This is a genomic window from Humitalea sp. 24SJ18S-53 (assembly GCF_050632385.1).
In the GTDB taxonomy this organism is placed as follows: Bacteria; Pseudomonadota; Alphaproteobacteria; order Acetobacterales; family Acetobacteraceae; genus Humitalea.
Genome location: NZ_CP192599.1, coordinates 5,319,146 through 5,339,700, shown reverse-complemented (window position 1 = coordinate 5,339,700; position 20,555 = coordinate 5,319,146). Strand labels below are relative to the sequence as shown.

Sequence of the window (20,555 nt, the reverse complement as noted above, 5' to 3'; positions counted from 1 at the left end):
CTACATCACCCCGGCGCGCAACAGATCATGCAGGTGCAGAATGCCGATCGGCCGCGCCTGGCCATCGACGACGAAGACGCTGGTGATGCGCCTGTCGTTCAACAGGGCCAGCAGGTCGGCGGCCAGCACTTCCTCGGTCACCGTCTGCGGCGCGCGGGTCATCGCCTCATGCACCGGCCGGTCGCGGAAGCCCTGCGTGAACGACCGCCGCAAATCGCCGTCGGTCAGGATGCCCGACAGGGCGCCGGCGGCGTTCAGCACGCCGGTGACGCCAAAACGCTTGCCGGTCATTTCCACGATGGCTTCGGCCAGGGTGGCGTTTTCCCGCACCAGGGGCAGTTCCTCGACCCCATGCATAAGGTCGCGCGCGCGCTTGAGCCGCGCGCCCAACTTGCCGCCCGGATGGACGTCGCGGAAGTCGAGCGGCGAAAAGCCCCGTGCCTCCAGCAGGCACATCGCCAGCGCGTCGCTAAGCGCGAGTTGCATGGTGGTGGAGGTCGTCGGCGCCAGCCCGTTCGGGCAGGCTTCCGGCATGCGCGGCAAGGTCAGGCACAGATCGGCGGCCGACCCCAGCGCGCTGTCCGACTGCGACGTGATCGCCACCAGCGGCACGCCAAACCGCCGCGTATAGGCGATGATATCGGCCAGTTCCGGCGCCTCACCCGACCAGGACAATGCGATCACCGTGTCGTCGGATCGGATCATGCCAAGGTCGCCATGCGAAGCCTCGGCCGGATGCACGAAATGCGCCGCGGTGCCGGTGGAGGCCAGGGTCGCGGTCAGCTTGCGCCCGATATGCCCGGACTTGCCCATGCCGGTGACGATGACCCGCCCACTCCGCGCCAGCATCAACTCGACCGCGCGCAGCACCAGCGCGCCGAGTTCGCCATCCAGCGCCAGGGTCAGCGCGTTCAGCCCATCGGCCTCAAGTGCGACGGTCCGCGTCAGGGTCAGCCTGCGTGCGTCATCGGTCATGCGCCAAGCATCCTGCGTGCACGGTCCAGGTCATGCGGCGTGTCCACGCCAAGCGGCACGTCATCCACCTCGATCGCATCGATCCGCATCCCGGCTTCGAGCGCGCGCAACTGTTCCAGTTTCTCCCGCCGTTCCAGCGGCGATGGCGGCAGCGCGACAAACCGCGCCAGCGCCGCGCGGCGCCAGGCATAGAGGCCGATGTGGTGCCACAACGGCCCGTCGCCCCAGGGCGCCTGGGCGCGGGTAAAATACAGGCAGCGGAAGCGACCGGGGGCGATCTCGCTGCCGACCATCTTGACGACCGAGGTGGCTTCGCGCTCCTCCTCGTTGCGGATCAGCGCGACCAGCGTCGCGATATCGACGCCCGGACTATCGAGCGGGACGAGCGAGGACCGGATGGCCCCCGGCGCGATCGTCGGCAGGTCGCCCTGCACATTCACGATCACATCGTAGCGGCCATCGGGGTCGAGGGCGGTCAGTGCCTCATGCACGCGATCGGACCCCGACTGATGGTCGTCGCGCGTCATCTGCACCAGGCCGCCGGCATCGCGCACCACGGCGGCGATATCCGTGCTGTCGGTCGCGACGACGACAGGCCCGATGTCGGCCTCCCGCGCGCGGCGCATCACATGCACGATCATCGGCACGCCGCCGATATCGGCCATCGGCTTGCCGGGCAGGCGAGAGGCCGCCATGCGCGCCGGCACCAGCACGATGGGGTTCACGCGGCAAAACCCTTGACCAGCGCATCGATCGCCATGAGGCGCTTCAGCAGCGCCTCGAACTGCGCCAGCGGCACCATGTTCGGCCCGTCGGAGGGCGCGCGGTCGGGATCGGGATGGGTTTCGATGAACAGCCCGGCCACGCCGACGGCCACGGCGGCGCGGGACAGGGTCTCGACAAACTCGCGCTGGCCGCCGGAGGAGGTGCCCTGCCCACCTGGCTGCTGTACCGAATGGGTGGCGTCGAAAATCACCGGCAGCCCGGTGTCGCGCGCCATGATCGGCAGCGCCCGCATGTCGGACACCAGCGTGTTGTAGCCGAAGGACACGCCGCGTTCGGTCAGCAGCACGCGGTCATTGCCGGCGCCGGTCAGTTTCGCCGCGACATTCTTCATGTCCCAGGGCGCCAGGAACTGGCCCTTCTTCACATTCACCGCGCGACCCGTGGCGGCCGCGGCCAGCAGCAGGTCGGTCTGGCGGCACAGGAAGGCCGGGATCTGCAACACGTCCACCACCTCGGCCACCGCGGCGCATTGACCGGCATCATGCACGTCGGTCAGCACCGGCAGGCCGAAGCGTTCCCGCACTTCCGCAAAAACCGGCAGCGCGGCCTCCAGCCCCAGGCCCCGGGCGGCGGTCGCGGAGGTGCGGTTCGCCTTGTCGAAACTGGATTTGTAGATCAGCCCGATGCCGAGCCGGGTGGCGATGTCCTTCAGCGCCCCGGCCACTTCCATCGTGTGTTCGCGGCTCTCCATCTGGCAGGGGCCGGCGATGACGGCGATCGGCAGGGTATTGGCAAGCGCCACGGGCCCGATCGTGACGGTCTTCGTGTCGTGCGGCATGTATCAGGCGACCTTCCAGAAAGCGGCGGCGTCAGAAGGTCCGGACCCCCGGTCCGCTCGCGCGGGGAATGCCACAGCGGCGGGCCGGCCGACAAGTCGGTGCCCTGGACGACGTGCAATTGCGAGTCACTTGCAATAACTCACCTGCTCGGGTAATGCACGGTCATGTCAGCCCCCCCAGGCGCCGACCATCAGAAGGACCGCGATGTGACACAAGCCGCAGGAATGCCCACGGCGACATCCACCGCCACGACACCGTCCGACGCCCCCCATCCGCCGTTGCCGGTCCTCGAAGCCTCGACCCTGTTCGCGGAGTCGCGCGAGGTGCTGATTCGTCATCGCGAGGAGAGTTATCGCCTTCGCCTGACCAGTTCGAACAAACTCATCCTGACCAAGTAACGCGTTTTCGACGCGGGCCGGCCAGGCACCCCTTCCGGCTTGGCTTGGCGTTTCCCGCGCATGCGGCAATGGCGCCCGCCCGCGACGGTGGAAAGCCTGCCCCGGCCGCGCCGGGGTGCGGCACGCGATGGCACGGCCGCCGTACACCGCCAGGCCTGCGAACCCACCGCCATCGCCCAGCGCCGCCTCGAGACCCGGGCCGAGGTGCCGGCGCAAACCCGCCCGCGATGACCGCCCCACGAGAGGAAACCACAATGACCTTGTCCGACCGCTACGCGGCGTTGCACGCGACCAGCCCCTCCACCCGCATCCGCGATGCCGCCGTCATCCTCGGCACGACCGAGGCAGCCCTGGTCGCCCTTGGCGGCGCCACCCCGCTGCGCCCCGACTGGGGCGCGATCTTCGAGGCTCTGCCCGAGGTCGGCCCCATCATGGCGCTGACCCGCAATGACCATGCCGTGCACGAACGGCGCGGCAGCTTCGTCGATGTCACCACCGGGCCCGGGCACATCCTGGTGCTGGGGCCGGACATCGACCTGCGGCTTTTCCCGCGCGCCTGGGCGCATGGCTATGCCCTGGGCGGCGAACGCCCCTCGATCCAGATTTTTGATCGCGATGGGGAGGCCGTGCACAAGATTTTCGCTGACCCCGCGAGCACGGACATGGCGGCCTGGACTGCCCTGGTCGCCGCCTTCGCGACCGACCAGCCCGCCCCGCCGCCCGAGGCCGCGGTGCCCCGCCCGGCCCCCGTCGCCGAGGGGCTGGTCGATGCCAATGCCCTGCGCGCCGACTGGCTGGCGCTGCGCGACACGCATGACTTCTTCGCCCTGCTGCGCAAGCACAAGGCCAGCCGCCGCCAGGCGCTGTCGCTGGCAGGGACGGACCTAGCCGCGCGGCTGGAAACCGGCGCCGCGCGGGCCGCGCTGACCGCGGCGTCGACCGCCGGCACGCCGATCATGATCTTCGTCGGCAACCGGCACGCCATCCAGATCCATACCGGGCCGGTGCAGCGGCTGATGCCCTCGCCGGGCGGCTGGTTCAACGTGCTCGACCCCGCGTTCAACCTGCATCTGCGTGAATCGGGCGTGGCCGAGGCCTGGCGCGTGGTGAAGCCGACCACGGACGGCCCCGTCACCAGCATCGAACTGATGGACAGCGACGGCGGCATCATCGCGCAGATGTTTGGCGCACGGAAACCGGGCAAGCCGGAACTGGCGGATTGGCGTGGCATCGCCGACGCCGTCGCCGATGCGCACGCGTTGCGCGCCGCCGCCTGAAACAGCGTCACCCCCGGAAGAAGGAGCTCCACGCATGATCCGCCCTATGTCGCTTTTCGCCGCCCTGTGCCTCGCCGCCTGCACCACGCCCTCGCAGATGCTGGTGCAAGGCCAGGATGCCGGCGTGCAAACCGCCCTGCGCCGTGGCCAGTTCGAACTGAACTGCCCCGCCGCCACGGGCACCGTCCTGACCAGCGAGACGATCGAGCCCGCCGTCTGGCGCGGCATCGAACGGGCCGAATACACCGTCGGCGTCGAGGGCTGCGGCCGGCGGGCGGTCTATATCGTCGTCTGCCCGCTGGGCGAGTCCAACTGCATGGCCGTCCGGCAGGATCGCGGGACCAGCTAAACGGTTAGCTGTGCAGGCCGGGTGCCTCGTGCCCGGTCCGCGCGACGTATTCGGTGTAGCCGCCACCGTATTGGTGGATGCCCTCCGGCGTCAGTTCCAGCACCCGGTTGGACAGTGCGGCGAGGAAGTGCCGGTCGTGCGAGACGAAGAGCATGGTGCCCTCGTATTGCGAGAGTGCCGTGATCAGCATCTCCTTCGTCGCCATGTCCAGGTGGTTCGTGGGCTCGTCCAGCACCAGGAAGTTCGGCGGGTCGTAGAGCATCTTGGCCATGACCAGCCGCGCCTTTTCACCGCCCGACAGCACGCGGCAACGCTTTTCCACCTCGTCGCCGGAAAAGCCGAAGCAGCCGGCCAGCGCACGCAAAGATCCTTGCGCCGCCTGGGGGAATGAATCCTCCAGCGCCTGGAAGACGGTGTGGTCGCCGTCCAGCAATTCCATGGCGTGCTGCGCGAAATAGCCCATCTTCACGCTGCCGCCGAGGGCGACGGTGCCCTGGTCCGGCTCGGTCGATCCCGTCACCAGTTTCAACAAGGTGGATTTGCCGGCGCCATTGGTGCCCAGCACGCAGCAGCGTTCTTTGCGGCGCACCAGGAAATCCAGCCCTTCGTAGATCACCCGGCTGCCGTAGCGCTTATGGACGTTCTTCAGGTTGACCACGTCTTCGCCGGACCGTGGCGCGGGCAAAAAATCGAAGGACACGGTCTGGCGGCGCTTTGGCGGTTCGACCCTTTCGATCTTGTCGAGTTTCTTCACCCGGCTCTGCACCTGCGCGGCGTGGGAGGCGCGGGCCTTGAAGCGTTCGATGAACTTGATTTCCTTGGACAGCATCGCCTGCTGCCGCTCGAACTGGGCCTGCTGCTGCTTCTCGTTCAGCAGGCGCTGTTGTTCGTAGAATTCGTAGTCGCCGGAATAGGCGGTCAGCGAACCGCCATCGATCTCGATCACCTTGTTGATGATGCGGTTCATGAACTCGCGGTCGTGCGAGGTCATCAGCAGCGCGCCCTCATAGCCCGTCAGGAACTGCTCCAGCCAAATGAGGCTTTCGAGGTCGAGGTGGTTGCTCGGTTCGTCCAGCAGCATGACGTCGGGGCGCATCAGCAGGATGCGGGCCAGGGCCACGCGCATCTTCCAGCCGCCCGACAGGGCGCCGACGTCGTGGTCCATCATCTCCTGGCTGAAGCTGAGGCCGGCCAGGACCTCGCGCGCCTGGCCCTCCAGCGCGTAGCCGCCCAGGGCTTCGAAGCGGCCCTGCACTTCGCCGAAGCGTTCGATGATCTCGTCCAGCTTGTCGAACTGGTCCGGGTCGGCCATGGCGGCCTCAAGCGCCTGCAATTCAGCGGCGACGCTGCTCACGTCGCCGGCGCCGTCCATCACCTCCGACACGGCGCTGCGGCCGGACATCTCGCCCACGTCCTGGCTGAAGAAGCCGATGGTGATGCCGCGTTCGGCGAACACCTGGCCTTCGTCGGGCTGCTCCTGGCCGGTGATCATCCGGAACAGCGTCGTCTTGCCAGCGCCGTTCGGGCCGACGAGGCCGATTTTCTCGCCTTTCTGAAGCGCCGCGGAAGCCTCGATGAAGAGGAGCTGAAGGCCATTCTGCTTGCTGATATTATCTAGACGAATCATGTCGGCTCGGGGCTTGGAACGGTTGCGGCGCGCTTATGGCATGGGCCGCGGCCAAGGACATGTCCGGGCCTTCGCGGGGGAGGCAAGCGTCAGGCGGCCATGGCTGCCCATGGTCCACATGGCAGCGAGACTGAAAATTTCCCGCAAGAGCTTGGGAACAAACGCAAAAAACAAAGGGATGGTGCCCAGGAGTGGAGCGCGAAAGCGCAAGTAAATCAAGGTTCTAAGGGCGAGTGGGACGTTTCACAAGGCCAAGGTTTCTCTAGGGCCACAAATCAGAGTGTCCCACTTTTGGGCGCCGATCAACGCCCGGAAATGACGCTCGCCGACCTCGCCGACGCCCCCCGCTGGGTGGCCTGGCAGGTCGAAGGCCGCGGGCCGAAAGGCAAGCCGACTAAAGTCCCCTACGCGCCGGACGGCCGGAAGGGGAAGGCCGATGACCCCGCCACCTGGGGCACGCGCGAGGCCGCGAAGTCCTGTGCTGACCGTCTGCCGAAGCCGTTTGGCGATGGTGGGGTCGGGATCGAGCTCGGCGACCACGATGGCCTGGCCGTCGGCGGCATCGACCTAGACACCTGCCGGGCAGAGACCGGCGATTGGGCACCCTGGGCGCTGGCCGTGATCGACCGGTTCCAGACCTATGCCGAGGTGTCGCCGTCTGGCACCGGCGCGAAGCTGTTCTTCACTTATGACCCAGAGGACCTGCCCCCCCTGCGCCGAATCATGGGCAGCGAGACGGGGCGCCAGTTTAAGCGGGCCGGCGCCAGCGAGCATCCGCCCGGGATCGAGATGTATATCGCCGGACGGTATTTCGCGGTCACTGATGACCGCCTGCCGGGTTCGCCCGAAGCGCTGCGGCAGGTGCCCATGGCCGACCTGCGATGGCTGATCGAGGAAGCCGGGCCGGCGATGGCAGCAAAGCCGGCGAAGGCCTCCAGCATCTTCCCCAAGGGTGCGCGGTCGCAATCGGCGGACCAGAGCCGATCGGCACTGGCAATGTCCATGGGTGCAGCGGTGAAGCGGGACGGCGGCACGTATGAGGATCTGAAGCAGGCGCTCGACGGCGACCCCCGCACCGCTGATTGGCTGGCCGAGAAGGGCACCGCCAGCGGAGAGCGGGAGTTGCGGCGCATCTGGGACCGGGCCGGGACGAAGCCGGCGAACGATGACATCGAGCTAACCGAGGATGGCGTCGCCCGCGTGTTTGAGGCCCAGCACCGCGACGTGTTCCGCTTCTGCGAAGACACTGGGCAGTGGCACCAGTGGGCCGGCACGCATTGGGCCATCGCCATGCGCGGCGTCGCCTTCACCTGGGCACGGCAACTGGTTCACCAGATGAACCGAAACGCCGACTTCAAGGGCAAGGCCATCACCGGCAAGGCCAGCTTCGCGGGCGCCGTGGAAACCTTCGCCAAGCGGGGAGATATGGCGATCAAGGCCGATGTCCTGGACCGCGACCCGTTCCTGCTCGGCACGCCTGGCGGCACCGTGGATCTGAAGACCGGCATCCTCCGGCCCGCGTCGCCCGCTGAGTTCATAACCAAGACCACGGCCGTGGCGCCCGGCGATGGCCCGCCCCCGGCGACCTGGCTGAAGTTCCTGGAGGATGCCACCAGCAAGGATACCGACCTAATCGAGTTCCTGCGCCGCTGGTGTGGCTATGCCCTGACCGGCGACATCCGCGAGCATGCCTTGCTCTTCGGCTACGGACCGGGCGGCAACGGTAAATCCGTCTTCCTCAACACCGTGTCGGGCATCATGGGCGACTACGCCACGACCGCCACCATGGACGCCTTCACGGCCTCGCAGAACGATAAGCACACGACTGACATGGCGATGCTGCGAGGCGCACGGCTAGTGACGGCATCGGAGACCGAGGAAGGCCGGGCCTGGGCAGAGACGCGGATCAAACAGCTAACCGGCGGCGATCCCGTCACGGCGCGGTTCATGCGCCAGGACAATTTCACCTTCAGGCCGCAATTCAAGCTGACCATCGTCGGCAACCATAAGCCCGTTTTGAAGAATGTGGACGAGGCCGCGCGCCGGCGGTTCAACATCGTCCCGTTCATCCACAAGCCGGCCGCGCCCGATCGCCAGCTGGAGGAGAAGCTGAAGGCGGAATGGCCCGCCATCCTGCGGTGGATGATCGGGGGATGCCTCGCCTGGCAGCGCGACGGGCTGACGAAGCCTGCGGTGGTGGCAGATGCGACGGCGGAATACTTCGAGGCGCAAGATGCCTTCGGGCAATGGCTGGCCGATCGCTGCATCTGCGACCCGTCCCTTCAGGAACGACCGGGCAAGCTGCTTTCGGACTTCAACGCATGGGCAACGCGCAATGGCGAGCCTGAGGCCAGCCGCAGCCGCTTCAGGGGGTGGGCCGAACGCCAGCCCAAGGTGAAATACAAGCGGGTGAACGGCTCCGACCACATCCAGGGCATCGGCCTGAAGCCCGATGAGGGGCGCAGGGGGCGCATGGGGGCGGAGGAAAACCCATGATGCACACACGCGCGCGCACACGCATGGCGGGGAATGGAAACTATGCGCCCCCCTGCGCCCCCATGCGCCCCTTGGCCGAACTGATCGACGCCATCACCGAACAGGCAACCCGGCTGCGCCCGCCATCATCGGGCCAGCCCCATGCCTTCCACGAAGACAAGAGCGAGCTTGTCGGCGCCTTGCGTCGCCTGGCGAGGGAGGCACGGCGATGACGCTCAGCCTGCGCGGGTCCCTCCTGGCAACCGCCGTATACGGGTCACAACAGCACGTGATCTCGCTAGCCATCGGATTTTCCAAAGGGGGTTCCGCCGCCACCTGGGCGCCCCATGGCCACTGACGATCTGGTTTCCGCCGCGGTGCTGGCCGCCGATTGGGACGTGACACCCCGGCTGGTCCGACGCTTGGCGCAGGAAGGGGTGATCCCCCGCGAGCCCGGCGGGCGCTACGGACGCGGCGCGGCGACGCGGGCCTATTGCCGGCGGCTGAGGGAGCAGGCGGCGGGCCGGGCCGGTCGGGATGGCAGCGGGCTGGACCTGGTCGAGCAGCGGGCGCGGTTGGCTCGGGCGCAGGCTGATGGACAGGCCATGAAGAACGCCCTGACCCGTGGCGACCTGGTGCCGGCGCGCGACGTGGTGGCTGGGATGCAGGGTGCCTTCGCCAACGCCCGCGCCAAGCTGCTGGGGATACCGTCCAAGGCCGCGCCGCTGCTGGTCGGGGTGGAGACGCCTACGGAGGTGCGGGAGGTGCTGACGGGGCTGGTGTATGAGGCACTGGCCGAACTGGGGGCTACGCGGGCGGTGTCGGGTGGGTGATGGCTCTGCGTCGCGTCTCTGATTTTCCGCCCTGGCGCTAGCGAACTGTCGTGCTGTTGTGACCCGTATACGCCAGACCCCAGAAGGGACCCGCGCCGCGATGGATGAGGCTAAGAAGGCAGGGGGTCGTTAGTAACGCGTTCGGCGCCCATGATGACGGGGGCGTCACCTCGTGCGGCGGTAAGCGCTCAGGCATTCCTGCATCGCCTGGTTGCCATTCAACGCAGCCTCCAGATTCAGCAACGACCGGCGGTCATAATAGGCGGCTTCGATTGCCTGACCTCTGGCGCGACAATTGGCCTCGGCCTGGATGTCGCGACGGGTCTGGTCGATGTTCGCCTGCGTTTGCATCCGCTGGCGCCGGCGAACCTCGATCGCATCGGATAACCGGGATTCCTCGGCGGTGATGCGTTGCTCGCGTGGCACACGACGGCCAGGCTGCGGCGGTTCCGCATCGACGTTCGCAATGGCCGCGCGGCGGATAGCTGCGGCATAGTCGGGGGAGTTGGTCAGGGCACGTTCTAGAAGTTCGTTTTCGCGGGCGGTTTTCGCGGCTGCGTTGTCGCGGGCTGTGCGTTCAGCGGGGGTTAGGGCTCGCTCTGCGGCTGCTGCTTGCTCAGTTACTTGACGTAACCGCTCCAAACTCTCGCTCTCCCATTGGGCCAGTTGTTCGGCGGAATATGGGCCGGTCTGCGGCGCACAACCGGCCAGCGCAACGGTCAGGACCGCCAAGAGCGTGTGTTTCATGGTGTCACTCTATCGGCGGTTGTGGCGGGGGGGCGCAACAATGAACCAGTGGGCTGAGGGCAATGGTTCAAGTTAGCGGCGGCTTCGGGATAGCGTTTCAACTTCGCGCTCCAGTTCGCGGACGCGCCCGGCAAGATCTTCGTTCCCGCGCTCGCCGTGAAAGACCTCGCTCTCCAACCGATCTAAACGCTCGGCCGTATCGGAAAAGGACATCTCCAAACGCCCGAGTATTTCGGCGGTGAGGCTTCGGCGGTTGTTCGCGGCTTCCTTCTCCAGCTTCTCGCGGAGGAAGTCTGGGAGGCGGAGTTTGAAAAGGGGGTCGGTCCGGTTCATGGGCACATCGTGGCCCACTTTCTGCCTTGACGGTATGCCCACGTTATGGCCCATAATGTGGGCACGAAAGGAGGCCGCATGGAAACCGAGCCACAGATGATGCGGGTCCGAATCTCACCGACGCTCAAGGCGTGGCTGCGAGAGCAGGCGAAGCAGAATTGCCGGACGATGAATTCGGAGATCACGTTTCGGCTGGAGATGGCCCGGATGGGCATCCAGCAGAAGGGCCGGGAAACCGGCGCCCCGGCGGCGGGGGAAGCTTTGCAGGCCTGACTCCGCCGCCGGTTCAATGCCGTTCTGCCCCTGCCAGGGGGCGAGCGGTCCTCACAACCTGAACAGGACTTCAGATCATGACCGACAAACTCAATAATCCATCGGCATCCGCATTCCAACCGGAACCAATCCGGAGGCCCGGTATCGCCGCGACGCGTCGCGGCGCACTTGCCGCCCTCGGGGTTTGTGCCGCCGCGTCACGAACCGTCGTCGCGGCGCCGAACCCGGACGCGGACTTGATCCGCATCTGTGCCGAACACGTCGCCAACATCGCCGCTTATAACCGCGACGGCGGGCGCCTGAATTGTGAAGACGACCCGCTATGGGCGGCATGCGAACGCACCCTCTATGCCATCGATGATGCCGACCCGCAGACGATGGAGGGCATCCTCGCCATCGCCCGCGCCGCGAAGTCCGAAGCGCAGATGCCGAACGGTGTCGAGGACCCGGCCAACTGTCCAGCCGCCGATTGGGCCTGGTGCATCGTGAACGATCTGCTGCGCCTCTACGGCGGGCAGGCGGCGTGACTTCCTCCCGCTGCCGGATACCGCCACCGATCAGCACGTGGCGCCCGTTACCGTCCGCTCCATTGCCGCCGAAGCCCCAGACTGTGGCCGCGGCGTAGGGCGCTGCCTGAAGACGGAGGGGCGCCAGACGGCGCCCTTCTCATATCCCTGACCTGTCGCGCCATAAAGATTGCGCACACCCACATGAGATGGTATATACTCTCTTATAAAGGAGTTTCTGCCATGCCCAACCCGAGCGCTCTGCAACATCTGGCCAGCCGCACCTTCGAGATCGGGGTGGTCGCCGCGGCCACCGGCCTGCCGGCTGCGCGGATCACCGAATGGGTGAAGCGCGGGGTGTTCACGACGCTCGAGCCAGCGCACCCAGGCACGGGGTCGCGGCGGACCTTCCACGTCGTTGATGCGATCTATCTCAAGTTGCTGGGCGAGTTGACGGACACGGAAAAGGGCCTCGGCCTGCCGTTGAAGATCGGGACCGCGATCCTCGACAGCGCGATTCTGCACCGCGACTTCGGCCTCGATGCTCTCAAGGATGAACGCGGCAATGCCTGGCTTCGGGAAGAAGCCGTTCGCCAGCTCCGCAGCGGTCATTTCCTCGCGCCTCTCGACGATCTGGCCCAGCCCTGCCGGTTGATCGCGGGGCCGGTGAATTACGTTTCCCCCGAGGTGCGCTTCTGGCGTGGCGACCTTTGCCCTGTGGGCGAGGGTGCAGCGTTCAATCACAAGGTCTTGCCCAATCGGAAGAAGCTGCCCTTCGCCGGCATCATGCTCGACGTGACGCCGCACGTTCGCAGCGTGATCCGGGCGTTGCTGGATGCGCTGGGGGTCCTCCCCCTGTTCCCCGATTACGCCGAGGCCCCCGACCATGAATGACGACACCCCCGCCCTCCCGCCGGTGGGCGGCGCCCTGGTGCTGCCCGTCCCCGTCTTCGCCGCTGTGCGCGGTTCCCGCATCCACACCGGCCTCCTCGTCTCGCACACCGGACGGGTCGCCATCTGCGCCTCCGGGGAAGGCATGGGCGTGGAGCTTGAGCCGTCCGAGTTGGTGGGCCTGGGGCGGCTCCTGGTGGCCGTAGGCGAGGCGCGCGAGCGTGCGGCCGACGCCGCCGCCGCGGACGCATCTTTCGCGCTCGATCGCATCTTTGCGGGGGCGGGTGGCAATGCCTGACGCGCTCCCTTTCGTGTCGCCGGTGCAGCACCTTCTGACGCAGGCGGCGGCGCTTGCGGCCGAGATTCCCGAAGTCGCTGCGAAGTCGCCCGCGAGCGCTGCGAAGCGGGCCAGCGGGTATGAGATCGTCATCGAAGGCGCCATCGGATTCGATGTCACCGCCGCCGATGTTCGCGCCGCGCTCAAAGGCATCCCCGCCGGCGCGCCCCTGACCGTGCTGGTCAACAGCCCCGGCGGCTCGGCGCTGGACGGTTTCGCCATCTTCAACATGCTGGCGCAGCACGGCGGCCCCGTGACCGCCCGCGTCAACGCGCTGGCGGCCAGCGCCGCCAGTTACATCGTCATGGCCGCGTCGCGGATCGAGATGCACGACGCATCCATGATGATGATCCACAACGCCAGCCTGGTGACCATGGGCACGAAGGCGGATCACGCCGCGTCGGCCGAAATCCTGGGCAAGATCGACGCCATCATGGTCCGCATCTACGCCGCGCGCACCGGCCTGGAGCCCGCCGCCATCACGGCGATGATGGATGCCGAAACCTACATGGACGGCCCCGAGGCCTTGGCCAAGGGGTTTGCGACCCACCTGCTCGGCGCGGCCGCGCCCCCGGCCAGCCCAACCAGTCTTGCTGCTCAGGCTATCATCGCCTGCTTCAGGATGCCCCCCGCTCAGATCGCGGCCATGGGGCAGAAACAGTCACACACGAAGGAACACACACACATGTCGGTAACGCTTTCCGAACCGGGCGGCGCTGCCGTTCCCGTCGCAACACATGCTGAGCTCGCGGGCATCGCCCGGCGGGCAAACCTGGACACTTCCTGGGTCACCGCCCAGGCCGCGGCCAGCGCCACCAAGGCGGACGCCGTGTCTGCCGCGCTGGATGCGATGGCCACGGCGCATGCCGCCGCGGTCACGCCGTCCACCGTGCGCGCGCTGCCCGAGGGGGGGGAGACCACCCACGATGCCGAGAGCGAATACATCGCCGCGCGCATCCTGGGCCGCGCCCCAACCGGCGCCGCCGCCAGCCTGCGCGGATACACCATCGCGGACGTCATGGCGCACCGGCTGCAGCAGCGTGGCCAGCACGTCGGGCGCGGCATGGCGGCGGAACAGATCTTCGCCCGTCTGACCACGTCGGATCTTCCGAGCCTGCTGAGCTCGGGCGCCAGCCGCGCGATGGCTGAGCTTTACCCGACGCTGCGGACCCGCTTGGTTGAGCTGGCGCAGATCCGCGATCTTCCCGACTTCCGCCCCACGACACTGATCCGACTGGCCCAGCACAAGCCGCTCGACCTGGTGAACGAAGGCGGCGAGGTGACGGCGGCGTTCCCGATGGAGAACGGCGAACAGATCAAGCTGGCCACCTTCGCCAACATCTTCCCGGTGTCTCGTGAGGCCCTGGTGAACGACGACCTGGGCGGGCTGGCCGAGTGGATGATGGCCAGCGCGCAGGGTGCAGCGGCACGTGAACGCTTGCTGGCGGCGGGGCTGCTGACCGCCGGCGCGGGGCTCGGACCGACGCTGAGCGATGCACTGCCCTGGTTCGACGCGACACGCGGCAACATCGGAACGAGCGGCGTGTTGTCGGCGACCAGCCTGGCCGATGCCGTGGCGCTGATGCGGTCTCAGAAAGATGGCAAGGGCAACATCGTGTTCGCCCTGGAACCCTACGCCATCGTCGTCTCGCCGGCCCGCGAATACCTGGCGCGGCAACTCGTCGCGGCGCTCACCACCACCACGACGCGCGCCGAGGTTCAGCCCTACGACCTGACGGTGATCGTGGAGCCGGCCCTCACCGGCAACCGTTGGTGGCTGGCGCCCCGCCCCGTCACCCGCCGCTGCATCACCATGGGCTATCTCCATGGTCAGCAGACGCCGACCGTCGAGACCTTCACCTCGCCCGAGGTGCTGGGCGCGACGCTGCGTATCCACTTCGATGTGGCGGCGGCGGTGCAGGACCCGATCGGCTGGGTCACCAACGCCGGCGTGTGACGCTACGGCCGCGGCGCGCGGCCTCAGGGTTCTCCGGCCCTCGCGCTCGGACCAGTCGGCGGTGTCCGAGATAACACCGACAGCAGGCGGCAGGGGTGGTTCCCTGCGCGGCCAGCAAGGACTAACGCCCCCGCCGTTCCTTCATGGCGGGGGCGACTACCCGCAACAGCTTCGGAACGGAGGCGCGTCATGGCACATCACGAACACCTCCCCCCTGGGACCTGATGCGCGACGGCGGCACCTTGCCGGGCTGGCCCCTCATGCTGCGCCGGGAGTTGGCGGCGCAGTATGTTGGCATGTCGCCCAGCACGTTTGACGCCGAAGCGAAGGCCGGCCGGCTGCCCAAGCCAATTGCCACCACGGGCAGCCTGAAGGCATGGCACCGAGGCGACCTCGAAGCCTGGGCCGAAGACATGCGTGCCGCCGCCAGCGGTGAAACGGAAGCGAACGAATGGGACGCCCCGTGATCGACCTCGTGCGGCGCTACAGATTTGTTGTGTGCGACACCGACCGCCACGGCAACGTGCGTCGTTACCTGCGCCGGCCGGGCATGCCCAAGGTCCGCCTGCATGAGAATCCGAACGACCCCAAGGACCCCACGGGCACGGCCTTCGATGCCGAGTATCGCCGCGCCATGGAAACGGCACCGGCGGCTCCGCAGCGGACGGTCGGGGCCGTCGTCCCCGGCACGATGACGGCGCTCGTGGTCGCCTATTACCGCAGCGCCGACTTCAAGCGGCTTGACCCCCGGTCGGGGCACGTCCGCCGGCTGATCCTCGAAAAATTCCTCGCCACCAAGGCCCAAAAGAATCCGACCATGGGCGACAACCGCGCCGCGATGATGGAACCGCGGAACGTGCTGAAGTTCCGGGACGACAAAGCCGAAACCCCGGAGGCCGCCAACAGCCTGGTGAAGGCGCTGAGGGCCGTCTTCAAGCATGGCATCGCTGCTGGCCTGGTGAAGGACAACCCGGCCAAGGCTGTCCCCTACCTCGCGGCGACGGGCGACGGGTTCCATTCCTGGACCCGGGAGGAAGTGGAGCAGTTCGAGGCGTATTGGCCGATCGGGTCCAAGCCGCGCCTCGCCATGGCACTCTTGCTGTTCACCGGGCAACGCCGGAGCGACGTGGTGGTGTTTGGCCGCCAGCACGTCCGCGACGGGGTGCTGACGTTCACCCAGCAGAAGAACCGCAACCGCAAGCCTGTCACGCTGTCCCTGCCCATCATTCCCGCGCTGGCCGACATCATCGCCGCGACGCCGACCACGGGCCTGCACTTCCTCACCAGCGAACGCGGCACGCCCTACACGGTGGATAGCTTCGGCAACCGCTTCCGGGCCTGGTGCAAGGCTGCCGGGCTGCCGCAGTGCTCGCCCCACGGCCTGCGGAAGGCCGCCGCGAGCCGCCTGGCCGAGCTTGGCTGTTCGGCAAACGAAATCGCCGCCGTGACAGGGCATCGGACCCTGAAAGAGGTGGCGCGATACACCGCCGGGGCAGCCCAGCGCGTGATGGCAGCGGGCGCTCTTGCTCGCGTGGCGGCGGAAGAAGCTGCCAAAATAAAAGTCCCACCCAGCGCGCCAACGCCGGAGTGGGACGAAAACGCTACACAACCGATTGAAAAGAAAGGCTATTCAAAGTGGATGGTGCCCAGGAGTGGAATCGAACCACCGACACTGCGATTTTCAGTCGCATGCTCTACCAACTGAGCTACCTGGGCCCAAGCTGTCCCGGCAGCAGCGCTGCCGAAAAGCGGTAGAGGACGCGGCAAATACCGAAACCCCGCCCGCCTGTCCACCCGCGCGACGTCAGTCTTCCGCGGACGGTTCCTGATCATCGGGATCGAGCGGCGTTCCCGGCACCACATAGGCGCCGGTCAGCCACCGCCCCAGGTCCACCTGGCGGCACCGATCCGAGCAAAACGGCCGATGCGGCGCCACCGGGGCCCGTCCGCAAATCGGGCAGGGCCGCGGCTTCGGGGCGCTAGCCATGGACGTCCTCCAGCATGGGCCTGTGCGCGTCCGGATCGGGGCGCAGCACGAGCGGATGCCCCGCGCCGGCGGCAAATGCCTCCAGCGCCCCTGGCAGACCCTGCAGCGCGCCGATGACCGCCGGGGTCGCCCTCAGCGCCAGGGTGGCCTGCGGCATCGCCCGGGCCTCGCGCATGGCCTCCCGCAGCGTGGCCAGGCCCTGGCCGAGCGGGCCGGTCATCAATTCATGCAGCGGCGGATACAGGCGCGCGCGGCGCACTTCGATGAAGCCTAAGCCCGACAGCCCGACCACCGACGCCAGCGGGTCGGGCTTCAGGGCGGCGGCGAAGGGGGCCAGCAGGGCGGCACGGGCCTTGGCCGGCATCCCCGCCGCATCCAGCAGGATGCCGCCGGCCAGGTGACGCAGGCGGATCTGCCGCGCCGCCTCGACCAGCGCCGCCTGGTTCAGTGCCCGCGCGGCATTGGCGTCGCGGGCGGCATGGGGGCCGGCGTCAACGTCGATCGCCGTCAGCGCGCGCGTCACCTGGATGGTCAATTGCCCGCCGTTTGGCAGCGGCACCTCGGGCTCGGCCAGGGCGGCAAAAGCCTCCTCGGCCTCGGCGTCGAAGGCGGTGGCGACCAGGCCGACTCGCCCCAAACCCAAAATGGCGCGCAGGCGGCCGGCCTCGGCCGCATCGTCGGTCACGACGGCCAGACCGGGAAACGCCTCGGCCATGCGCACCGCCGCATCCGGGCCGCGGGCGATCAGGCACGGGGCTTGGCCGGACACGTCGGTGCCCTTCGGCACCTTCGCGGTCAGGCGCGGCCCCTTGCCGCCCTGGGCCGCGCGGGTGACGCGGACGGGCAGGATGCTGCCCTCGGACAGGTCGATCCCCTTGGCCTCGGATTCCGGCAGGAAGCCGGTCTCGGCGTCGGGCATCGCGACGAAGACGCCGGCCATGGCCGGAGCCACCGCCGCGACGCGGCCAAGCACCAGGTCGCCCACGCCATCGGGGCGGGCGGGGCGTTCGATCCAGGCGCCCTCAAACACCCCCTGGCGCCATAGTGCGATGCGGCGTTCGCCCGGGGATACGGAGACAAAGATCGCGCTGCGCGTCATGGCACCAGCCACCCCAACCCGCGCAACATCTGCGCCGTTTCAAACAGTGGCAGCCCCACCACATTGGAATGGCTGCCCGACAGGAAGCGCACAAAGCCCTCGGCGGCGCCCTGGATGGCATAGCCCCCGGCCTTGCCGCGCCATTCCCCGCCGGCCAGGTAGGCGTCGCGCTGCTGGGCGGTCAGGCGTTGAAAGGCGACCACGCTGCACACCAGGCGGCGGGATCGCCGGCCGCCGGGATGGATCGCCTCCACCCCCGTATAGACCCGGTGCCGCCGGCCGGAGAGCAGGTCGAGGCAGGCCAGGGCCTGCGCTTCCGTCTCGGCCTTGGGCAGGATGCGGCGGCCGACGCCGACCACCGTGTCGGCACCCAGGACCAGCGCATCGGGGTTCAGGGCAAAGGCGGCCTCGGCCTTGGCCCGCGCCAGGCGGGCGGCCAGCAGGCGCGGCAACTCCGCCTTCAGCGGGGTCTCGTCGACATCGGCGGGGGCAATGCGGTCGGGCGTGATGCCGAGGCGTGCCAGCAGATCAAGCCGCCGCGGGCTGGCAGAGGCCAGCAGCAGCGGCGGGCGCGTTACTTGAACCGAAACGTGATCCGCCCCTTGGTCAAGTCATACGGCGTCATTTCCACGTTCACCCGGTCGCCCGCCAAGACGCGGATGCGGTTCTTGCGCATCTTCCCGCTGGTATGGGCCAAGACCATGTGTTCGTTGTCGAGTTTCACTCGGAACATCGCGTTGGGCAGCAGCTCCATCACGTGGCCACTGAACTCGATCATGTCTTCCTTTGACATGCCTATCCTTTTCTTTCTACGCCGCGACGCGGCTGGGCTTCTCTCCGCCGTATCGTGGCCGAGGACCGGTCGCGCGTGGGCGCGGCCCCGCTCGGGGGCCGTTCTTGCGGGCGGAACATGTGCGCGGGGGGCGGGCGGGTCAAGCGCATTCGCCTATGGGCAGCCGCGCGGCGACGGACCGGGCATGCGCGGTCAGCCCCTCGGCCTCCGCCAGCCGCACCGCGGCGGGGCCGATCGCCGCCAGCCCAGCGGGCGTCGCCTCGATCCAGGTCGTGCGCTTCATGAATTCATAGACCGACAGGCCGGACGCGAAGCGCGAGGTGCGCCCGGTCGGCAGCACGTGGTTCGGGCCGGCGACGTAATCCCCCAGCGCCTCCGGGCAATGCGCGCCCAGGAACGCCGCGCCCGCGTGGCGGATGCGGGCGAAGAGGGCGCGGGGGTCGGGCACCATGATCTGAAGGTGTTCCGGGGCCAGGCGGTCGGTCAGTGCCGCGGCCTCCGCCCAGTCGCGCACCAGCAGGATGGCGCCATGGGCGGCCCAGGACGCGCCGGCGATGTTTGCGCGCGGCAGGGTGGGGATGATCTCCGCCACCGCGGCCGCCACCGCGTCGGCGAAGCCGGCGTCGTCGGTCAGAAGAATGGCCTGCGCGGCTTCGTCATGCTCGGCCTGGGCCAGCAGGTCGATGGCGACGTGGCGGGGGTTCTGGGCCGCGTCAGCCAGGATGACCACTTCGGAAGGCCCGGCGATGCTGTCGATGCCGACGCGGCCAAAAACCTGGCGCTTGGCCTCGGCGACATAGGCATTGCCGGGGCCGACGATGCGATCGACCGGGGCGATGGTGGCGGTGCCATAGGCCATGGCGGCCACGGCCTGGGCGCCGCCGATGCGGAAAATCTCCGACACGCCGGCGCGGCGGGCGGCGGCCAGGACCAGCGGGTTCAACACCCCATCGGGGGTCGGCACGCACATCGCGATCCGCGCCACCCCGGCAACCTTGGCCGGCAGCGCGTTCATCAGCACAGAGGACGGGTAGGCCGCCTTGCCGCCGGGGACATAGAGCCCGACCGCATCCAGCGCATTCCACCGCAGCCCCAGGGTCAGCCCGGCCGGGTCCGGGAGTTCCAGGTCGGCCGGTTTTTGGGCGGTGTGGAAGGCCTCGATCCGGGTTGCCGCGAGGTCGAGTGCCGCGAGATCGCCCGGGTCGCAGGCGGCGATGGCGGCGTCGATCTCGGCCGCCGTCACCAGCAGGGCGGCGGCATCGGCCGGGCGCCAGCGGTCGAAGCGGGCGGTCAGGTCGATCAGCGCGGCATCCCCGCCGGCGCGCAGTTCGGCGATGATGCCGGCGACGGCGCCATCGACGCGGTTGGTCGTCTCCCGCGCCTCATCCAGCAGGGCGGCGAACTCCGTCTCGAATTTTTGGCCGCGGGTGTCGAGGCGCTTCATGCCGCCAGCGCCGCGCGGAAGCGGGCGATGAGCGCGCCGATCGCCTCGGGTCGCGTCTTCAAGGCGGTGCGGTTGACGATGAGGCGGGAGGTGACCTGGGCGATGACCTCGGTTTCCACCAGGCCGTTCGCCACCAGCGTCGATCCGGTCTGCACCAGGTCCACGATCAGCCGCGCCAGCCCCAGCCCCGGGGCCAGTTCCATCGCGCCGTTCAGGTGCACGACCTCTGCCTGCACACCCCGGGCGGCAAAATGGCGCTGGGCGATGTTGGGGTATTTGGTCGCGACGGTGACGCGGGACCAGCGGCTGGGATCGTCGCGCCCGGCCGTCTCGGCCGGTTCCGCGACCGACACCCGGCACCGGCCGATGCCGAGGTCGAGCGGCGCATAGATCTCGGCAGAATCGCTTTCCATCAGCACGTCCGCGCCGGCGACGCCGATCTGCGCGCCGCCATGGGCCACGAAGGTCGCCACGTCGAAGGGCCTGACCCGGACCACATCCAGCCCGGGGTCGTTGGTTTCGAAGCGCAGGCGGCGGCTGTCTTCATCGGCAAAATCCGCGGCGGGCAGGATGCCGACGCGGGCGAGCAGCGGGCCGAGTTCCTTGAGGATCCGGCCCTTGGGCAAAGCAAAGACCAGCGCCGGTTCGACGCTGGCGCCGGTGCCGAGGCTGGGCATGGGCAGGTCCAT

The 20,555-nt window shown here is 68.3% G+C and carries 25 protein-coding genes, 1 tRNA gene and 1 pseudogene; 14 read left to right on the top strand and 13 right to left on the bottom strand.

Features of this window, described 5'->3' with window-relative positions; translation table 11 throughout:
- The 3 genes from ACQW02_RS25710 to kdsA are packed head-to-tail and all read right to left on the bottom strand — an operon-like array spanning position 1 to position 2,539.
- A complete protein-coding gene (locus tag ACQW02_RS25710) occupies positions 1-975 on the bottom strand; it encodes a KpsF/GutQ family sugar-phosphate isomerase (protein WP_431282762.1) in 975 nt (324 codons plus the stop codon).
- Positions 972-1,700 (bottom strand): 3-deoxy-manno-octulosonate cytidylyltransferase, encoded by a 729-nt coding sequence (locus tag ACQW02_RS25705; RefSeq protein ID WP_431282761.1) that lies wholly within the window; start codon positions 1,698-1,700, stop codon positions 972-974. Before ACQW02_RS25705 ends, ACQW02_RS25710 begins: the two co-directional genes overlap by 4 nt.
- Complete coding sequence (gene kdsA / locus ACQW02_RS25700) at positions 1,697-2,539, bottom strand: 3-deoxy-8-phosphooctulonate synthase (RefSeq protein ID WP_431282760.1); 843 nt, start codon at positions 2,537-2,539, stop codon at positions 1,697-1,699. The genes ACQW02_RS25705 and kdsA overlap by 4 nt, the downstream gene beginning before the upstream one ends.
- A gap of 207 nt (positions 2,540-2,746) precedes the next feature.
- On the opposite strand from kdsA, the gene hemP reads away from it, so the two are divergent.
- From hemP to ACQW02_RS25680, 4 genes are read left to right on the top strand one after another with little or no spacing between them, the layout of a single operon-like run.
- A complete protein-coding gene (gene hemP / locus ACQW02_RS25695) occupies positions 2,747-2,938 on the top strand; it encodes a hemin uptake protein HemP (protein ID WP_431282759.1) in 192 nt (63 codons plus the stop codon).
- A 39-nt stretch (positions 2,939-2,977) separates the two neighbouring features.
- Positions 2,978-3,169: a hypothetical protein gene (locus ACQW02_RS25690; RefSeq protein ID WP_431282758.1), complete on the top strand. Its 192-nt coding sequence runs from the start codon at positions 2,978-2,980 to the stop codon at positions 3,167-3,169.
- A gap of 23 nt (positions 3,170-3,192) precedes the next feature.
- Complete coding sequence (locus tag ACQW02_RS25685; protein ID WP_431282757.1) at positions 3,193-4,215, top strand: hemin-degrading factor; 1,023 nt, start codon at positions 3,193-3,195, stop codon at positions 4,213-4,215.
- A 34-nt stretch (positions 4,216-4,249) separates the two neighbouring features.
- Positions 4,250-4,564: a hypothetical protein gene (locus ACQW02_RS25680; RefSeq protein WP_431282756.1), complete on the top strand. Its 315-nt coding sequence runs from the start codon at positions 4,250-4,252 to the stop codon at positions 4,562-4,564.
- Positions 4,565-4,568: 4 nt separating this feature from the next.
- Here the strand turns inward: ACQW02_RS25680 and ACQW02_RS25675 are convergent, their stop codons facing one another.
- Positions 4,569-6,191 (bottom strand): ABC-F family ATP-binding cassette domain-containing protein, encoded by a 1,623-nt coding sequence (locus ACQW02_RS25675; RefSeq protein ID WP_431282755.1) that lies wholly within the window; start codon positions 6,189-6,191, stop codon positions 4,569-4,571.
- A gap of 315 nt (positions 6,192-6,506) precedes the next feature.
- Here ACQW02_RS25675 and ACQW02_RS25670 point away from each other — a divergent pair, with 315 nt between their 5' ends.
- From ACQW02_RS25670 to ACQW02_RS25660, 3 genes are all read left to right on the top strand, one after another.
- On the top strand, positions 6,507-8,687 hold the full coding sequence (locus ACQW02_RS25670) for a phage/plasmid primase, P4 family (RefSeq protein WP_431282754.1): 2,181 nt from the start codon (positions 6,507-6,509) through the stop codon (positions 8,685-8,687).
- On the top strand, positions 8,684-8,899 hold the full coding sequence (locus ACQW02_RS25665; RefSeq protein ID WP_431282753.1) for a hypothetical protein: 216 nt from the start codon (positions 8,684-8,686) through the stop codon (positions 8,897-8,899). Before ACQW02_RS25670 ends, ACQW02_RS25665 begins: the two co-directional genes overlap by 4 nt.
- 114 nt (positions 8,900-9,013) lie before the next feature.
- Positions 9,014-9,499: a hypothetical protein gene (locus tag ACQW02_RS25660; RefSeq protein WP_431282752.1), complete on the top strand. Its 486-nt coding sequence runs from the start codon at positions 9,014-9,016 to the stop codon at positions 9,497-9,499.
- Between the two features lie 165 nt (positions 9,500-9,664).
- Here ACQW02_RS25660 and ACQW02_RS25655 read toward each other — a convergent pair whose 3' ends face one another.
- Positions 9,665-10,246, bottom strand: coding sequence for a hypothetical protein (locus ACQW02_RS25655; RefSeq protein WP_431282751.1), 582 nt, complete (start codon positions 10,244-10,246; stop codon positions 9,665-9,667).
- 72 nt (positions 10,247-10,318) lie between these two features.
- On the bottom strand, positions 10,319-10,579 hold the full coding sequence (locus ACQW02_RS25650; protein WP_431282750.1) for an Arc family DNA-binding protein: 261 nt from the start codon (positions 10,577-10,579) through the stop codon (positions 10,319-10,321).
- 78 nt (positions 10,580-10,657) lie between these two features.
- Between ACQW02_RS25650 and ACQW02_RS25645 the strand changes: the two genes are divergently transcribed.
- The 7 genes and pseudogenes from ACQW02_RS25645 to ACQW02_RS25615 form a co-directional block, all read left to right on the top strand.
- Complete coding sequence (locus ACQW02_RS25645; protein ID WP_431282749.1) at positions 10,658-10,852, top strand: Arc family DNA-binding protein; 195 nt, start codon at positions 10,658-10,660, stop codon at positions 10,850-10,852.
- A gap of 77 nt (positions 10,853-10,929) precedes the next feature.
- Complete coding sequence (locus ACQW02_RS25640; RefSeq protein ID WP_431282748.1) at positions 10,930-11,379, top strand: hypothetical protein; 450 nt, start codon at positions 10,930-10,932, stop codon at positions 11,377-11,379.
- Positions 11,380-11,601: 222 nt separating this feature from the next.
- Complete coding sequence (locus ACQW02_RS25635) at positions 11,602-12,252, top strand: hypothetical protein (RefSeq protein ID WP_431282747.1); 651 nt, start codon at positions 11,602-11,604, stop codon at positions 12,250-12,252.
- Positions 12,245-12,547 (top strand): hypothetical protein, encoded by a 303-nt coding sequence (locus tag ACQW02_RS25630; protein WP_431282746.1) that lies wholly within the window; start codon positions 12,245-12,247, stop codon positions 12,545-12,547. Before ACQW02_RS25635 ends, ACQW02_RS25630 begins: the two co-directional genes overlap by 8 nt.
- Positions 12,540-14,543, top strand: a complete 2,004-nt coding sequence (locus ACQW02_RS25625; RefSeq protein WP_431282745.1) for a head maturation protease, ClpP-related — start codon at positions 12,540-12,542, stop codon at positions 14,541-14,543. The genes ACQW02_RS25630 and ACQW02_RS25625 overlap by 8 nt, the downstream gene beginning before the upstream one ends.
- Before the next feature lie 224 nt (positions 14,544-14,767).
- On the top strand, positions 14,768-15,010 hold the full coding sequence (locus ACQW02_RS25620) for a helix-turn-helix transcriptional regulator (RefSeq protein WP_431282744.1): 243 nt from the start codon (positions 14,768-14,770) through the stop codon (positions 15,008-15,010).
- A pseudogene (locus ACQW02_RS25615) lies at positions 14,995-15,984 on the top strand (site-specific integrase); the annotation flags it as partial. The gene ACQW02_RS25620 and the pseudogene ACQW02_RS25615, both read left to right, overlap by 16 nt.
- Before the next feature lie 199 nt (positions 15,985-16,183).
- Here the strand turns inward: ACQW02_RS25615 and ACQW02_RS25610 are convergent.
- The 7 genes from ACQW02_RS25610 to hisG all read right to left on the bottom strand — a co-directional run bounded on the left by ACQW02_RS25610 (position 16,184) and on the right by hisG (position 20,555).
- A tRNA-Phe gene (locus ACQW02_RS25610) sits at positions 16,184-16,259 on the bottom strand.
- 88 nt (positions 16,260-16,347) lie between these two features.
- A complete protein-coding gene (gene yacG / locus ACQW02_RS25605; RefSeq protein ID WP_431282743.1) occupies positions 16,348-16,530 on the bottom strand; it encodes a DNA gyrase inhibitor YacG in 183 nt (60 codons plus the stop codon).
- Positions 16,523-17,629 (bottom strand): ribonuclease E/G, encoded by a 1,107-nt coding sequence (locus ACQW02_RS25600; protein WP_431282742.1) that lies wholly within the window; start codon positions 17,627-17,629, stop codon positions 16,523-16,525. The genes yacG and ACQW02_RS25600 overlap by 8 nt, the downstream gene beginning before the upstream one ends.
- Positions 17,626-18,192 carry a Maf family nucleotide pyrophosphatase gene (locus ACQW02_RS25595; protein WP_431285970.1) on the bottom strand — a complete coding sequence of 189 codons (567 nt, stop codon included), beginning with the start codon at positions 18,190-18,192 and terminating at the stop codon, positions 17,626-17,628. Before ACQW02_RS25595 ends, ACQW02_RS25600 begins: the two co-directional genes overlap by 4 nt.
- Positions 18,193-18,203: 11 nt before the next feature.
- On the bottom strand, positions 18,204-18,422 hold the full coding sequence (gene infA / locus ACQW02_RS25590; RefSeq protein WP_431282741.1) for a translation initiation factor IF-1: 219 nt from the start codon (positions 18,420-18,422) through the stop codon (positions 18,204-18,206).
- Between the two features lie 139 nt (positions 18,423-18,561).
- Positions 18,562-19,866, bottom strand: coding sequence for a histidinol dehydrogenase (gene hisD / locus ACQW02_RS25585; RefSeq protein ID WP_431282740.1), 1,305 nt, complete (start codon positions 19,864-19,866; stop codon positions 18,562-18,564).
- The gene (gene hisG / locus ACQW02_RS25580; RefSeq protein WP_431282739.1) at positions 19,863-20,555 is read right to left on the bottom strand and encodes an ATP phosphoribosyltransferase; all 693 of its coding nucleotides are present in this window, start codon (positions 20,553-20,555) and stop codon (positions 19,863-19,865) included. The genes hisD and hisG overlap by 4 nt, the downstream gene beginning before the upstream one ends.

Bases quoted from the DNA above. Each gene is read 5' to 3' on its own strand.
- ACQW02_RS25710 (WP_431282762.1), bottom strand. From the start codon at position 975: ATGACCGATGACGCACGCAGGCTGACCCTGACGCGGACCGTCGCACTT.
- kdsA (WP_431282760.1), bottom strand. From the start codon at position 2,539: ATGCCGCACGACACGAAGACCGTCACGATCGGGCCCGTGGCGCTTGCC.
- ACQW02_RS25685 (WP_431282757.1), top strand. From the start codon at position 3,193: ATGACCTTGTCCGACCGCTACGCGGCGTTGCACGCGACCAGCCCCTCC.
- ACQW02_RS25680 (WP_431282756.1), top strand. From the start codon at position 4,250: ATGATCCGCCCTATGTCGCTTTTCGCCGCCCTGTGCCTCGCCGCCTGC.
- ACQW02_RS25675 (WP_431282755.1), bottom strand. From the start codon at position 6,191: ATGATTCGTCTAGATAATATCAGCAAGCAGAATGGCCTTCAGCTCCTC.
- ACQW02_RS25670 (WP_431282754.1), top strand. From the start codon at position 6,507: ATGACGCTCGCCGACCTCGCCGACGCCCCCCGCTGGGTGGCCTGGCAG.
- ACQW02_RS25665 (WP_431282753.1), top strand. From the start codon at position 8,684: ATGATGCACACACGCGCGCGCACACGCATGGCGGGGAATGGAAACTAT.
- ACQW02_RS25660 (WP_431282752.1), top strand. From the start codon at position 9,014: ATGGCCACTGACGATCTGGTTTCCGCCGCGGTGCTGGCCGCCGATTGG.
- ACQW02_RS25655 (WP_431282751.1), bottom strand. From the start codon at position 10,246: ATGAAACACACGCTCTTGGCGGTCCTGACCGTTGCGCTGGCCGGTTGT.
- ACQW02_RS25650 (WP_431282750.1), bottom strand. From the start codon at position 10,579: ATGAACCGGACCGACCCCCTTTTCAAACTCCGCCTCCCAGACTTCCTC.
- ACQW02_RS25645 (WP_431282749.1), top strand. From the start codon at position 10,658: ATGGAAACCGAGCCACAGATGATGCGGGTCCGAATCTCACCGACGCTC.
- ACQW02_RS25640 (WP_431282748.1), top strand. From the start codon at position 10,930: ATGACCGACAAACTCAATAATCCATCGGCATCCGCATTCCAACCGGAA.
- ACQW02_RS25635 (WP_431282747.1), top strand. From the start codon at position 11,602: ATGCCCAACCCGAGCGCTCTGCAACATCTGGCCAGCCGCACCTTCGAG.
- ACQW02_RS25630 (WP_431282746.1), top strand. From the start codon at position 12,245: ATGAATGACGACACCCCCGCCCTCCCGCCGGTGGGCGGCGCCCTGGTG.
- ACQW02_RS25625 (WP_431282745.1), top strand. From the start codon at position 12,540: ATGCCTGACGCGCTCCCTTTCGTGTCGCCGGTGCAGCACCTTCTGACG.
- ACQW02_RS25620 (WP_431282744.1), top strand. From the start codon at position 14,768: ATGCGCGACGGCGGCACCTTGCCGGGCTGGCCCCTCATGCTGCGCCGG.
- yacG (WP_431282743.1), bottom strand. From the start codon at position 16,530: ATGGCTAGCGCCCCGAAGCCGCGGCCCTGCCCGATTTGCGGACGGGCC.
- ACQW02_RS25600 (WP_431282742.1), bottom strand. From the start codon at position 17,629: ATGACGCGCAGCGCGATCTTTGTCTCCGTATCCCCGGGCGAACGCCGC.
- infA (WP_431282741.1), bottom strand. From the start codon at position 18,422: ATGTCAAAGGAAGACATGATCGAGTTCAGTGGCCACGTGATGGAGCTG.
- hisD (WP_431282740.1), bottom strand. From the start codon at position 19,866: ATGAAGCGCCTCGACACCCGCGGCCAAAAATTCGAGACGGAGTTCGCC.
- hisG (WP_431282739.1), bottom strand. From the start codon at position 20,555: ATGGACCTGCCCATGCCCAGCCTCGGCACCGGCGCCAGCGTCGAACCG.